Annotated in this window: 12 protein-coding genes; 6 read left to right on the forward strand and 6 right to left on the reverse strand. The window is 67.7% G+C overall.

What is annotated here, in order from left to right; translation table 11 throughout:
• Window positions 1–12: 12 nt before the first annotated feature.
• Window positions 13–1,218 (reverse strand): ABC transporter substrate-binding protein, encoded by a 1,206-nt coding sequence (locus AC1REK_RS25185; RefSeq protein WP_492269886.1) that lies wholly within the window; start codon window positions 1,216–1,218, stop codon window positions 13–15.
• Window positions 1,219–1,493: 275 nt separating this feature from the next.
• On the opposite strand from AC1REK_RS25185, the gene AC1REK_RS25190 reads away from it, so the two are divergent.
• From AC1REK_RS25190 to AC1REK_RS25215, 6 genes are all read left to right on the forward strand, one after another.
• Window positions 1,494–2,210: a GntR family transcriptional regulator gene (locus tag AC1REK_RS25190; protein ID WP_316020657.1), complete on the forward strand. Its 717-nt coding sequence runs from the start codon at window positions 1,494–1,496 to the stop codon at window positions 2,208–2,210.
• Window positions 2,207–2,947 carry an SDR family NAD(P)-dependent oxidoreductase gene (locus AC1REK_RS25195; protein WP_492269887.1) on the forward strand — a complete coding sequence of 247 codons (741 nt, stop codon included), beginning with the start codon at window positions 2,207–2,209 and terminating at the stop codon, window positions 2,945–2,947. Before AC1REK_RS25190 ends, AC1REK_RS25195 begins: the two co-directional genes overlap by 4 nt.
• A gap of 29 nt (window positions 2,948–2,976) precedes the next feature.
• Window positions 2,977–4,482, forward strand: coding sequence for a 2-hydroxymuconic semialdehyde dehydrogenase (locus tag AC1REK_RS25200; RefSeq protein ID WP_492269888.1), 1,506 nt, complete (start codon window positions 2,977–2,979; stop codon window positions 4,480–4,482).
• Between the two features lie 206 nt (window positions 4,483–4,688).
• Window positions 4,689–5,471 carry a 2-oxo-hept-4-ene-1,7-dioate hydratase gene (hpaH, locus tag AC1REK_RS25205; RefSeq protein WP_492269889.1) on the forward strand — a complete coding sequence of 261 codons (783 nt, stop codon included), beginning with the start codon at window positions 4,689–4,691 and terminating at the stop codon, window positions 5,469–5,471.
• Between the two features lie 77 nt (window positions 5,472–5,548).
• Entirely contained in the window at window positions 5,549–6,313 is a 765-nt protein-coding gene (locus AC1REK_RS25210) for an HpcH/HpaI aldolase family protein (protein WP_316020653.1), read from the forward strand.
• An 83-nt stretch (window positions 6,314–6,396) separates the two neighbouring features.
• Window positions 6,397–7,653: a hypothetical protein gene (locus AC1REK_RS25215; protein WP_492269890.1), complete on the forward strand. Its 1,257-nt coding sequence runs from the start codon at window positions 6,397–6,399 to the stop codon at window positions 7,651–7,653.
• A 27-nt stretch (window positions 7,654–7,680) separates the two neighbouring features.
• Here AC1REK_RS25215 and AC1REK_RS25220 read toward each other — a convergent pair whose 3' ends face one another.
• From AC1REK_RS25220 to AC1REK_RS25240, 5 genes are read right to left on the reverse strand one after another with little or no spacing between them, the layout of a single operon-like run.
• Window positions 7,681–8,877, reverse strand: coding sequence for a M23 family metallopeptidase (locus AC1REK_RS25220; RefSeq protein ID WP_492269891.1), 1,197 nt, complete (start codon window positions 8,875–8,877; stop codon window positions 7,681–7,683).
• A gap of 31 nt (window positions 8,878–8,908) precedes the next feature.
• Window positions 8,909–10,537, reverse strand: coding sequence for a GMC oxidoreductase (locus AC1REK_RS25225; RefSeq protein ID WP_492269892.1), 1,629 nt, complete (start codon window positions 10,535–10,537; stop codon window positions 8,909–8,911).
• The gene (locus tag AC1REK_RS25230; protein ID WP_492269893.1) at window positions 10,524–10,892 is read right to left on the reverse strand and encodes a hypothetical protein; all 369 of its coding nucleotides are present in this window, start codon (window positions 10,890–10,892) and stop codon (window positions 10,524–10,526) included. The genes AC1REK_RS25225 and AC1REK_RS25230 overlap by 14 nt, the downstream gene beginning before the upstream one ends.
• Window positions 10,889–12,262, reverse strand: coding sequence for a sugar porter family MFS transporter (locus AC1REK_RS25235; RefSeq protein ID WP_492269894.1), 1,374 nt, complete (start codon window positions 12,260–12,262; stop codon window positions 10,889–10,891). The genes AC1REK_RS25230 and AC1REK_RS25235 overlap by 4 nt, the downstream gene beginning before the upstream one ends.
• Before the next feature lie 34 nt (window positions 12,263–12,296).
• Entirely contained in the window at window positions 12,297–13,634 is a 1,338-nt protein-coding gene (locus AC1REK_RS25240; RefSeq protein ID WP_492269895.1) for a DegT/DnrJ/EryC1/StrS family aminotransferase, read from the reverse strand.
• Window positions 13,635–13,723: the final 89 nt, after the last annotated feature.

Consider the following 13,723-nt stretch of genomic DNA (forward strand, 5'->3'; position numbering starts at 1 on the left):
CGCTCCTTCCCGTCAGGCCACCGGGCCGGGGTCGCGCACACCCTTGTAGGTGTGGATCACCTGGTTGACCGGGACGCCACCGGCACCTTCCTTGACCTCGTTGACATAGATATCGAGGATCGCCTGGTTGTTGCGCGGGTCGAACGGCATCGGTCCGAACACCGTCTCGACCTCCTTGGCGAGCAGCGCCTCCTTGACCTTCTCCTTGTTGGAGAGGTCGCCCTGCACGCGCTCGACCGCGGCCTTGATCACCTGGCCGGTGACATAGCCGGCCGTGCCCATCTCGCCCGGCATGGCGTTGCGGGCGGCCTGATAGGCCTCGGTGAAGGCGGCCGAACTCGGCGCGGTCGGCGACTGGTTGCAGGTATTGAGCCCGCCGAGCGCCGCTTCTTTCACGGCCGAGACCACGTCCTCCTGGTCGAACAGCGCGCCGCTGCCGATCAGCTTGACCTTGCCGTGCAGGCGGTAGTCGCGCATCTGGCGCAGGAAGCGGACCGCATCCGAGCCGGCGAAGAAAGAGAAGATGAACTCCGGCTTCTCGGCCGCGATCGTGGTCAGCAGCGGCCCGAAATCGGTGGTGCCGAGCGGCGCCCAGAGCTGCTTGCCGACCTTGCCGCCCTGCTGCTGATAGCTGGCGACGAAATCGCCGACGGATTCGCGGCCGGCGGCGTAGTCGGCGGCGATGGTCAGGCAGCCGGACTTGCCGAGCTTCTCGAAGGCCCACTGGCCGGCGGTGTGGCCGAGCATCCAGTTGGTCTTGGTCGGCCGGAAGACGAAGGGGCTCGCCGCCTTGCGGGCAAGATCATTGGCCGAGCCGGCGGAGATGAAGGTCAGCGCCTTGGCCTCGGTCACCACATCGCGGACGGCGAGCGCCACCGCCGACGAGATCACGCCTGAGACGATGTCGACATTGTCCTGCCCAAGGAGCTTGCGGAACTTGCGCACGCCTTCGTCGGGCTTGGCCTGGTCATCCTCGACGATCAATTCAACTGCGCGGCCTGCGAACTTGCCGCCATTCTCGGCCAGGAACATCTGCATCCCCGCCCGCATGCTCTCGCCGAGCGCCGTGAACGGCCCGGACAGCGAGGTCACCATGCCGATCTTCAGCGGCTTATTGGCGGTCTGCGCCAAAGCCGGCGCCGCGATCGTGCCGCTCAAAGTGGTCGCGCCGGCAGCGGCGAGGAAGCTGCGGCGGGAAAGCGGAAAGCGCTCGATCATGGGACGTCCTCCAACGGGGCGGTCTTGACGCCACCCGATTGCCGCCATCCGACCAGATCGATATTGGGCTGTCAATCTTATTTCGATATTTTTTCCGCGCGGGCGGCTGCGGCAATCCGCGAATCCGCGCCGAAACGCCTATAACTCCAATAAATTCGTTGTTTGCCTCCGACTCTCGCACTCGACTCAGAAAACCACGCTTCCTTCTCAGGATTGTAATTTCGAAATTTACTGCTAGAGAGTGGCGACCGACCATAGGAGCTCTGCGCTTCGGCATGTCCCCTTCCGACAAGACCCTGGCCGACCGGACCTACCGCCAATTGCGCGGCGACATCGTCAATGGCCGCCTCGCGGCCAGCAGCAAGCTGAAGCTGGAAGCCCTGGCGCAGGACTACGCCGTCGGCATGTCGCCGCTGCGCGAAGCGCTGGCCCGGCTGATGGGCGACCTGCTCGTCGTCTCCGAGGGGCAGCGCGGCTTCTGGGTGGCGCCGCTTTCGCTCGACGAGCTCGACGATGTCTCGCGCGTCCGTGCGCTGATCGAGACCGAGGCGCTCAACGCCGCGATCCGAAACGGCGATGCAAACTGGGAGCGCGAGGTCACGGCGGCGTTCGAAGCACTGGCCGCGGTCGAGGAACATCTGCCGCACACCAGCGACGCCCTGCCGCCGGAGCAGCTCGAAACCTGGGAGGCGCGCAACCGCGCCTTTCACGCCGCGCTCGTCTCCGCAGCGGGGTCGCCGATGCTGATCAAGCTGCGCGACCTGCTCTACCAGCAATCCGAGCGCTATCGTCGCGTCTCGCTCAACGTCTCGCGCGGCTGGCGCAACGTCCATGACGAGCACCGCGCCATCTACGACGCGACCATGCAGCGCAACGCGCTGCGCGCCTGCCGGATGACCGAGCTGCATCTTGCCCGCACCGCCGAAGAGGTCCGCAAGGCGATGGCCACGCTGGCCGAGGACGATGACCGGATTTCCGGAGGCAAGGCGTGAGCGGTTTCGATCTGACCGGCCAGACCATTCTGGTCACCGGCGCAGCCGGCGGCATTGGCGCGGTGACGGCGAAGGTCCTGGCGGGCCTCGGCGCAAGGCTCGTCCTCACTGACCGCATCTCCTGCGCTGCAACGATCGCCGGCCTCGGCGCGCAAGCCGAGGCCGCCCGTGAGATCGTCGTCGACCTGCTCGAAGAGGACGCGCCGCGGCGCCTGTCGGAGTTGGCAGGCCCGATCGATGCCGCCGTCCTCGGTGCCGGCATCTACCGCCCGCTCGACTGGGATGCGGATGGCTGGGAAGAGGTGGCCGAGACGACGCTGTCGCTCAACCTGATGGCGCCGATGCGCCTCGCCCGCGAACTCGTGCCCGCCATGGCGGCGCGCGGCGGCGGGCGGGTCGTCCTCGTCGGCTCGATCGTCGCCGCGACCGGTGGCTCCTTCCCCGGCGTCGGCCCGCATTACGCGGCATCGAAGGGGGGTCTGCACACGCTGGTGCGCTGGCTCGCCAGCCGCTTCGGCGGCCAGGGCGTGCTGGTCAACGGCGTCGCGCCGGGGATCACCGACACGGCCATGGTCGGCGTCCACGATCTCTCGGCGGCGCTGGCCCGCCACCCGCTCGGCCGGGCCGCCCGGCCCGAGGAGATCGCCTGGCCGATCGCCTTTCTCTGTTCACCGGCGGCGAGCTTCGTCTCGGGCGCCATCCTCGACGTGAACGGCGGCGCGATGATGCGCCCATGACGACAACGACAACAACCGGGAGTGAGACGATGAACAGCGCCGTTCCGCGCTACCAGGGTGCTGCCGCAGGCGCGGAGACCGCCCGCCTGTCGCATTTCATCGACGGCCGCTTCGTGCCGGCCGGCCGCAGCAGCTTCGAGAACCGCCACCCGGCGACCGGCGAGCTGATCAATCTCGTGCCCGAGGCCGACTCGGCTGCGATCGACGATGCGGTGAAGGCCGCCAAGCGGGCTCTCAAGGGACCGTGGGGCAAGATGAGCGAACAGCAGCGCTCGGCCATACTGCGCAAGGTCGCCGACGGGATCATGGCCCGCTTCGACGATTTCCTCGCCGCCGAGGTGCTCGACACCGGCAAGCCCAAGAGCCTCGCCTCGCATATCGACATCCCGCGCGGCGCAGCGAACTTCAACGTCTTCGCCGATCAGGTGCTGACGCTCTCGACCGAGACCTTCCGCATGGCGACGCCGGATGGCGCCGGCGCACTGAACTACGCGATCCGCGGGCCGCGCGGCGTCATCGCCGTGGTCTGCCCGTGGAATCTCCCGCTGCTGCTGATGACCTGGAAGGTCGCGCCGGCACTCGCCTGCGGCAACACCGTCGTGGTCAAGCCCTCCGAGGAGACGCCGACCACGGCGACCATGCTCGGCGAGATCATGAACGAGGCCGGCGTACCGCCCGGCGTCTACAATGTCGTGCATGGCTTCGGCGAAGACAGCGCGGGCGAATACCTGACCAGCCACCCCCTGGTCGACGGCATCACCTTCACGGGCGAGACCCGCACCGGCGAGGCGATCATGCGCGCCGCCGCCAAGGGCGTCCGCCCGGTTTCGCTCGAGCTCGGCGGCAAGAACGCCTCGCTGGTCTTCGCCGATTGCGACATGGACAAGGCGATCGAGGGCGTGACCCGCGCCGTGTTCGCCAATTGCGGACAGGTCTGCCTCGGCACCGAGCGCGTCTATGTCGAGCGGCCGATCTTCGATCAGTTCACACAACGCCTGAAACAGGCGGCGCAGAAGCTGAAGCCCGGCAACCCGTTCGACGCGGCGACCACGCTCGGTCCGCTGATCAGCCAGGTCCATCGCGACAAGGTGCTGTCCTACTACGCCAAGGCGAAAGCGGAGGGCGCCGAGATCATCACCGGCGGCGGCATCCCCGAACTGCTGGCGCCGTATTCCGCCGGCTCCTTCGTCGAGCCGACGATCTGGACCGGTCTCTCCGAGAATTCCGCCGTGATGCGCGAGGAGATCTTCGGACCCTGCTGCAACATCGTGCCCTTCGACGAGGAGGATGCGGTCATCGCCCTGGCGAACGACAGCCCCTACGGGCTCGCCACCTCGATCTGGACGGAGAACCTGACGCGGGCGCACCGCGTCGCGGCGCAGGTCGAGGTCGGCATCACCTGGGTGAACTCCTGGTTCCTGCGCGACCTGCGCACGCCCTTCGGCGGCTCGAAGCAGTCCGGCATCGGCCGCGAGGGCGGCTTGCACTCGATGGAATTCTACACCGAACTGCGCAACGTCTGCATCAAGCTCTGAAGGTCGGTTTTCCCCTTAAGCCCTCATCCTGAGGAGGCCGCGTCAGCGGCCGTCTCGAAGGATGCTCCCGGAGGCTCCGGAACCAGCTGGAGCATCCTTCGAGACGCAGCCTTCGGTTGCTCCTCAGGATGAGGGCTGGAGGATGCCTCGAACAGTCTGCCGCTGTGGCGGCGCGAGCCGCAACCAAGTTCCAAGGAAGAAAAGCCATGCTGACCGAAGCCCAGCGCGCGCAGGTGGTGCGCTCCCTGCTCGAGAGCCACCGCACCAAGAAGCAGGGCGAGCGGCCCTCGCAGATGTTCCCGGAGATCAAGATCGAGGACTCCTACGCGATCTCCTCGGCGGTGGCGCAGGAGCGGGTCAAGGCCGGCGCCCGCATCATCGGCCACAAGATCGGGCTGACCTCCAAGGCGATGCAGGCCTCCTCGAAGATCGACGAGCCCGATTACGGCTATCTCTTCGACGATCTGCTGCTGAACGGCGGCGCCAAGGTGAAATTCGAGGATTTCTGCGTGCCGCGCGTCGAGCCGGAACTGACCTTCATCCTGAAGGAGCCGCTGAAGGGCCCGGGCATCGGGCTGATCGACGTGCTCCGAGCGACCGAATATGTCGTGCCCTCGATCGAGATCATCGATGCGCGAGTCACCGAGCCGCGCAAGATCTTCGACACGGTCGCCGACAATGGCGCTGCCGCCGGCATCGTGCTCGGCGGCCGGCCGGTCCGGCCTGAAGACGTAGACCTGCGCTGGGTCGGCGCGATCTTCTATCGCAACTCCGAGATCGAGGAGACCGGCCTCGCCGCCGGCGTGCTCGGCCACCCCGCCATGGCGATCGCCTGGCTCGCCAACAAGCTCGCGCCCTTCGACATCACCCTGCAGCCGGGCGACCTGATGCTGTCTGGCTCCTTCACACGACCGGTCTGGGCCGCTAAGGGCGATACATTGCACGCCGATTTCGGGCCGCTCGGTAGCGTCTCCGTGCAGTTCGTCTAGCGCGCTTTCCGTCCAGCCGATCTCGGCTGAACGAAGAGAATTCGCGCAACATCGAAAACATGCTCGGAGGGAGCGCCATGGACCTGCCCCGTAACGCCTTCAAGGCCGCGCTCGCCCGCGGCGAGCTCCAGATCGGGCTGTGGAGCAGCCTGTGCAGCCCGATCGTCGCCGAGATCATCGGCTATAGCGGCTTCGACTGGATCCTGGTCGACACCGAGCATTCGCCGAACGAGCCGCCGGCCGTGCTCGCCCAGCTCCAGGCCTTGCAGGCCGGCACCGCGACGCCGATCGTGCGCCCGGCCTGGAACGATCCGGTGTTGCTGAAGCGCCTGCTCGACATCGGCGCGCAGGCGGTGCTGGTGCCGTTCGTCCAGAATGCCGAGGAGGCCGCCAAGGCCGTCGCCGCCTGCCGCTATCCGCCGGCCGGCATTCGAGGCATCACCGTAAGCGGCCGCGGCAGCCGCTATGGCCGCGTGCCCGATTATCTCAAGCGCGCCGATGCCGAGATCTGCGTCCTCGTCCAGGTCGAGACCGGCGAAGCCCTGAGCCAGCTCGAGGCGATCGCTTCGGTCGATGGCGTCGACGGCGTCTTCATCGGCCCGGCCGATCTCTCCGCCTCGCTCGGCCATATCGGCAATCCCGGCCATCCCGAGGTGCAGGAAGCGATCAAGGGCGCCGCTGCCCGCCTGACCGCCATCGGCAAGCCGGCGGGCATCCTCACCGCCTCCGAGGCCGATGCCCGCCGCTACATCGAATGGGGCTACCGCTTCGTCGCCGTCGGCTCGGATCTCGGCCTCCTCGCCAAGAATGCCGACGCCCTGGCGAAGACGTTCAAGTCGTAGGACGGCGATGCCCGACATGATGAGAGGCGCGTCCGGCCGAGCCTGAGCGCGCCGGCCGGCGCAGCATGCCTGGTGCGCGGCACGTGCCCGGCGAGCCTTGCCTGACGCAAGCAGAGATCGCCTCCCTGCGCCCGGGGCGGCGGACTCCTCTGCGGCAGGCGGCAGTCTTTCCGACAAAGCGCGATCACCGCCCGTCACAATATATGCATTCAGGAGGCCGAAACACAGGCGTTGCTATTTTTCGGCTTGGAGATCAGTTTCGGGCCGTCTTCCAATTTTACGGCAAGCGGCTGGGGAACGCGGTGAAGCAGTTCAGACTGGATGGCGACGCGTCGCTGCTGGCAGAGATCGATCGCCAACAGCCGACCGAAGCCTCGCGGCATCTATCGCTGAAGCTGAGACTGACCTCCCTAGCGCTCGGCTGCTCTACCCACAAGGAACTCTGCGCGCGTTTCGCCGCCATCAACAAGACGACACTATTCGTGCCGCAGAACGCCTATAAATGGCTCGGCGGCAAGGCCATGCCGCGCGCATCCAGCGTCTATGAGGATTGGGTGCGGGTGCTTGATGGCGCGCTGACCGCGCCCTTCATCGCGTCGTCCTCGTTCCAGGAGTTTCAGGACGCGGTCTGCGCCCGCTTCACCGTGCCCGAGACCGCGCTTGCGCTCCTGAGGGCGGAGGCCGGCCTGCCGCCTGGCCGCGCCCCCGCCGCCGCCCCGTCGCCGCCCACCAGGGCGAATGGCCGGCAGCCAGGCGGGAACTGGCTGGAGGGCAGCTACCTCGCGATCTCGCCGGCCTGGTCTCGCACCGAGTCGGGCCGGCTGATCGTCGGGGCCGTAACGATCCACGCCGATGCCCTGCAGCAACTACAGATCGACTACAGCGAGAACCTGTTCAACCGCCAGGTCCTGATGAACGGGCAGCTGCTGAGCGATGGCCGCACCGCGCAAAGCGCGCTGACCTGCTCCTACACCCATCGGCTGTTCTTCCTGGTCCTGAACGTGCCGACGCCGCCGGCCAATCTCATCGGCGGCATTCTCTGCGGCGCCGCCGTGCACGACCCCGACGCGAGGGCCGCCGCCAGCCGCATCCTGCTGCTCCGCGCACCGGAAGGCCGGGCCGACGACCTTTTCACGCGCACGGGCTACATCGGCGCCGAGGGCGCGCTGGTCGAGAATGAACTGGCCGCGCTCGGCTATCGCGGCGACGCCGCAAGGGCAGAACTCGGCACCAGTATCCTCGACTTCCTCGGCGCGACTTCGTCGTCCTACCTTTGCGAAACCGAACACAAGGATGTCCTGCCGCTCGAACGCATGCTCGGCCAGCTCAGCCGGGCGTGACAGCATCGCCCTTCCGGACGGCCGGCCCTACTGTCCCCATTCGATGACGCTGAGATCGAGCGGCAGCGCGCGACGCATCGCCAGCGGCGGCACGACCGGTGTCAGGGTCACCGGCGTGCCCATTTCAGCGGCCCGGTCGAAATCGGCCGTGCCGGCCCGATCGATCGCCTTCACCGTGAAGGCCTCGAAGACATAGGGCAGGCCATCGGCGAGCAGCGGAGACGGCCCGTCCATGACGTGCAGATGCAGATGCGGCTCGGAGCTGTTGCCGGTATTGCCGACCTGGCCGATCACATCGCCGCGCTTGACCTTGTCGCCGGCTTTGACCCGGACGCTGCCCGGTTTCATGTGGGCGTAGAGCACGAAGGCGCCGCTGCCGATATCGAGCACGGCGAAATTCCCGTCGGCGTCGCTGATCGGCAGCCCGTCGGGCAGCGCTCCGGGAACCTGGTCGGGAAGGTCGTTCCGCATGTCGACGATGGTGCCGTCGCGCACCGCCAATATCGGCTCGCCATAGATGTGGTAATTGGCGACCTGCTTGCGATCGCCTTTCACCAGCCGTCCATCGGCCCCGAGCTTCTCCCAGTCGATGGCGAGGCGCTGCGCGAGGCGAAAGCCGCCATTGAGCGGCAGCAGGGCGCGAACATGCCGGACCGAGTCGCAGCAACCATCGCCGGCAATGTATCCATCGCCGCGCAAAGGCGGGCCGAGGACCGGAGGCTCCGAGGTCGTCACGGCAACCGGGCCGAGCCTGATCACGGCATCGGCCTTGAACTGGTCGAACCGGGCCTCGACCTCGTGCCTCAGGCGCTGCGGAACCGCGCGCCCGGCAGGCAGCGCGACATGCAGAAATCCGATGCCGTACTGGTAGCCGCCGAGCTCCGCCGACTCGTTGCCGCGCCGGCCTCCTGGCGAAAAGCGCCTTGCGATCTCGGCACCATCGAGGACGGCAAGCGGCTCTTTGTCCGCGTCACCGAAGATACTGAGCCGCTTCAGCTGGACCCGCTCGCCCGTCACATTCGACAGCTGCAGCTCGTAGACCAGGTGCTGGAGACCATCCGAGCCGAGCACGGGCCGCGGCGCGAACAGCACCTCGCCAACCAGCGCGGTCGGTGTCACGGTGGCGGAAGCCGCCGGGCTCTCCGCATGCAGCGCCTGCGACCGCGGCGGAACGAGCATGAGGCCCATCGCCACGGCGAGCAGTGCTCTCATCGTCGCGCTCATCGCATATCCCCGTCCTGTCGCCCCCTGCCCGTCAGGCCGCGACCGCCTGCTGCCGGGCGGTCTCGACGAGATGGCCGCCCAGCCGGTCGGCCAACGCCATGATCGTCAGGGTCAGGTGCTTGTCGGGCAGTTCGGGGATGACTCCGCCATCGCAGACATAGAGGTTGTCGAAGTCATGGCACTTCAGGTCGGCATCGACGACGCCGAGGCGCGGATCCTCGGAGATGGCGGTGGTGCCGGCATAGTGGATGCCCGTGCCGCTATTGTCGCGGCTGGCATAGATCATCGTGGCGGAGGCCCGCCGCAGCACGCGCCGGCCCCAGACGGTCATCGCATCCATCATCTGATGGCTCGCGGCGGGGATCGTGAAATCGACCTCGACCTGAGGGACGCCGTAAGCATCGACGCTCCGGCCCGGCCGCACCCGGTTTCCGGGCGTCGCCTCGCCTTGGCAGAACAGGCCGAGCGTGACGTAGCTGTGGAACATGGTGCGCGCGAGCCGCTCCTTCAGGAAGGGCGGAAAGTGCCGCATGCCGGTCAGGTAGTGCGGCACGTCGGGCGCGCTGTGGATGGCGTGGCCGATGAAGGGGAAAGGCGCGCCATCGGCAAGCTTGCCCTGCGACAGCAGGATCAGCAGGTCGCCATAGCCGAGATCGTAGTCGCGCCGTTTGCCCCAGAGCTTCAGCAGCGAGGTCGAGAGCACGACCTTGGGATTGTCCTGCAGGCCCGCCCCGACCCGCTCGTGCCGGTTGCCGAGGCCGGAGGGATCGGCCTCGTCGGCCGAGTTGAACAGGATGCGCGGAGTCTCGACCGCTCCGGCGGCCAGCACGACGGTACCGGCCCGCAAATGCCGCCGCTCGCCGGTGGCAAGGTCGATGTACTCGACCCCCGCGATCCGCCGGCTGTCGCCGTCGCGGAGCAGCCGGACGACCTTCGCCTGCGTCCGCAGCTCGTAATTCGGCAGGTCGGCGATCTGCGGCAGCAGCCGCGTCGAGAACTTGTAGACCGCGCCGACCGGGCAGCCCGAGGTGCACATCCCCGTCGAGATGCAGGATGACGGGGTTCCCGCCTTGGTGTTGATCGCCTTGCGGTTCGGGATCGCGTGCGAGTGTCCGTCCTTCAGCGCGTTGACGGCATCGACGATCAGCCGGTCCGCCGGGCGCAGCGGCTTCGGCGGCAGATAATCGCCATCCGGCAGGTTCGGCAGCCCCTCCTTGGTGCCGCAGACCGCGATCAGGCGCTCGACCGCGCCGTAATGCGGCGCGAGATCGGCATAGGAGAACGGCCAGGACCTGAAATCCTCCTCCGAGAAGCGGACGCTGACGCCATTCCAGAGATTCTGCAGCCCGTTGACGGCGAGCACCTGGAAGTGCCGGAAGCCTCCCTTCGGCCGGGCGGTCGAGCCGGTGCGGCCATCGGCGAAGAGCGGATGGACGAAGAGACTGTCATGCGGGTCGCTGGGCCAGGTCGTACTGGGATCGATGCCGAAATCCCGGGTCACGCCGGGCGGTATCGTCGTCCGGAAATAGTCCTCCGGCAGCATCGCGCCGTGTTCGAGCGAGATGGTGCGCAAGCCGGATTTGGCGAGCTTGTGGGCGAGAATGCCGCCGCCGGCGCCGGTGCCGACGACGACGACATCGCAGAATTCAGCCGCGGTCACGCATGCCTCCCGCGGGCCACTCGCCAACCGAGCGCAGGAAATCCGGTGAAGCGAAGCGGATATATTCGAGGAAGCCGAGCAGCGCGGTCCGCTCGGGCCCGAGATCGGCGCGGCGCAACCGCCCCGTATGGGCGAAGTCGGCACGCAGCTCGACCGCCGCGAGTGCTGCGCCGATCTGCCGGTTGGCACGCCCGATCCGCGTGATGTCGGCCAGCATCGGCATCAGCACCGCACGATACGGGCTGAGCGCGATCAGCGCTGCGACCAGCCGTTCGCCATCTCCGGGGATGGCCGTGCCGGCGGCATCGGCGCCGCCCGGCGTTTGCTGCACGAGGCTCGGCGACATCTGGTTCATGCCGTTGCGACCCGGACCGGAGCCGCATCGAGCGCCCGGAAAGGCCGCCCCGATTCCAGATGCCGCTCGATCTCCTCGAGCGAGACGCCGCTGGTTTCAGGCACCAGCAGATAGGTGAAGATCAGCCCGGCCGCGCAAACCAGCGCGTAGACCGCGAAGACCCCGCCGAGCCCGATGCTGCTGACCAGAATCGGGAAGGAGAACACGACGAGGAAGTTGAAGCCCCAATTGGCGAGCGAGGTCACGCTCATGCCGAGGCTGCGCACCTTGAGCGGGAAGATTTCGGACATCATCACCCAGGGCAGCGGGCCGATGCTGGCGGCGAAGGCGGCGATGTAGAGGACCAGCCCGACGGTGGCGAGGATATCCAACGATTCCGAGCCGGTGGCCGCGCCGAGCGCGATCATGCCCAGGCTGAGGGCCGTGCCGGCAAAACCGATGAAGAGCAGGCGCCGCCGACCGATCCGGTCGATCAGGTACATGCCGACGAAGGTCATTCCGACATTGACGATGCCGATCCCGACCGTCGCCAGGATCTGGGTCGAGGTCGAGTTGAAACCCGCCTCCTTGAACACCGTCGGCGCGTAATAGATCACGGCGTTGATGCCGCTGAGCTGCTGCAGGAAGAACAGTCCCATGCCGACCACCAGCGCCGGCCGGACGGTCGGGCTGAGCAGATCCGCCCAGGTGCCGGGCCGGGTCCGCTGCTGGGCCGCCTGGCGGATGCTTGCGAGCTCCGCGTCGACCGCCGGATCATGCGGCGCGAGCTCGCGAATCCGCGCGATCGCGAGACGCGCCTCATCGGTGCGACCCTGCAGGGCGAGCCATCGCGGCGTATCGCCCATGCGGTACATGCCGATAAGCAAGGCCAGCGCGGGCAGGACGCCCATCACGAACATCAGCCGCCAGGACTCGGCGAAGACGAAGTCGACGATATAGGCGCCGAGAATGCCGAGCGTGATCGCGAGCTGATAGATCGAGACCAGCATGCCGCGCTTCTCCGCGGGCGCGCTCTCGGAGATGTAGAGCGGCGCCACCATCGCGGCGATGCCGACGGCGAGACCGAGCAGGAGGCGGGAGGCCGTCAGGACCCAGACCGCCCCCGCCGCAGCCGAAAGCAGCGCGCCGGCGGCGAAGAGCACGCCGGCGACCAGCAGCAGGGCGCGGCGGCCATAGGTTTCGGTGGTGCGGCCCGCCAGCAGCGCCCCGCCCAGCGCCCCGAGCGGCACGGCGGCGGTCATCAGCCCCTCGTCGAACGGGCTGATGGTGAATTCCCCGCGCAACAGATGCAGCGCGCCGGCAATGACGCCCTCGTCGAAGCCGAACAGGAAGCCGGCAATACCGGCGATGGCAGCTACGAAATAGATCATCGTCTGCGCTCTGGTTGGCGTGGGTTCGCGGGGATCAGCGCAGGAGGCCGTTCGCCACCTTGCGGAAGGCGGTGACGATGTCGCTCTCGTCGGCTTCGGTCAGGGTCGAGCCGATGGCGAGCAAGGCGCCGCGCGCCTGGAATTCGTCGCAGCGCGGCAGCGCGCCGACGCCGTAATGATAATCCTTCGCGAAGGCGTTGGCCGGATGGGTCCAGGGGAAGCCGTCGCGGCTGTTCGACCGGCGCTGAACCAGGCTGGGAACGTTGAAGTACCAGTGCATGCCCCATTCCTGCATGGTGATGCAGGCGAGACTGCCGGGCGGCCCGGCGATGCCCTCGGCGCGCAGGGCCTCGACGAAGCGCCGCGCCAGGCCGGCATCGGGCAGCAGCATCAACAGGAACGGCCCGGTATCGCCGGCCGGGTCCGGGATATGGCGGAAGCTGAGGCCGGGCAGGTCGGAGAGTTGCTCGCGGATACGCCATTTCGAGGCCCGCATCGCGCCGGTGATCCGCGGCAGCTTGCGCATCTGCGCCAGGGCCATCGCGCCGGCGAGTTCCGACATGCGTGCCCCCATGCCCCAGAGTTGGCAGGCCTCGTCGGACGAGTCGAGCCGGCCCTTCTCGTTGCGGGGATAACCGAGGTCGTGCAGCGCCACGATGCGCCGGAATAGCGCGTCGTCCTCGGCGACGAGCATGCCGCCATCGCCCGAGGTCATGTTCTTGTTCAGCTGGAAGCTGAAGATGCCGATATCGCCGAAGCGTCCGACCGCACGCCCGCCGACCGAGGCGCCCGCCGCCTGCGCGCAATCCTCGACCAGGCCGAGGCCGTGGGCGCGGCAGATCTCGGCGATTTCGGCGATGCGGCCCGGCGCGCCGCTCATATGGACGCACAGCACGGCACGGCTATGCGGCCCGATCTTGCGCTTGAGATCCTCGGGATCGATGCAGAAGGTCTCGTCGATATCGACCAGGCGAGGAATGGCGCCGACGCGCACTACCGCCGAAAGGCAGCTCACCCAGAGATAGCCCGGCACGAAGACCTCGTCGCCGGGACCGACCCCGAGCGCCGACAAGGCAATCGTCAGCGCCGCCGTGCCCGACGACACGCCGAGCGCGTTGCGATGCCCGAAGGCCTCGCACCATTCCCGCTCCAGCGTCTCGACCATGTGCTGCGGGTCGGGCCCGTAGAAGCGGAACGGGCTGCGCGCCCGCACGACGCGGTCGACCAGCTCGCGCTCCTCTTCGCCGATCCAGTGCACCCCCGGCAGCTCCCAGGGCAGAGGCTCGCTCCTGACCGGCACGCCGCCATCGATCGCGAGCCGATTGGCCCGCTCCTGACCAACCCGCGATCCCTGCTCGGCCAGATCAGTCATGCGCTTCCCCCTGTCAGCAATGCGTCGTCTTGGCGGCGTGATCAACGAGATTGAAGATGTTGATCTGGCCAACGAAGCGCTTGTAGCAT

Source organism: Allobosea sp. GW823-FHT02B03 (assembly GCF_058797755.1).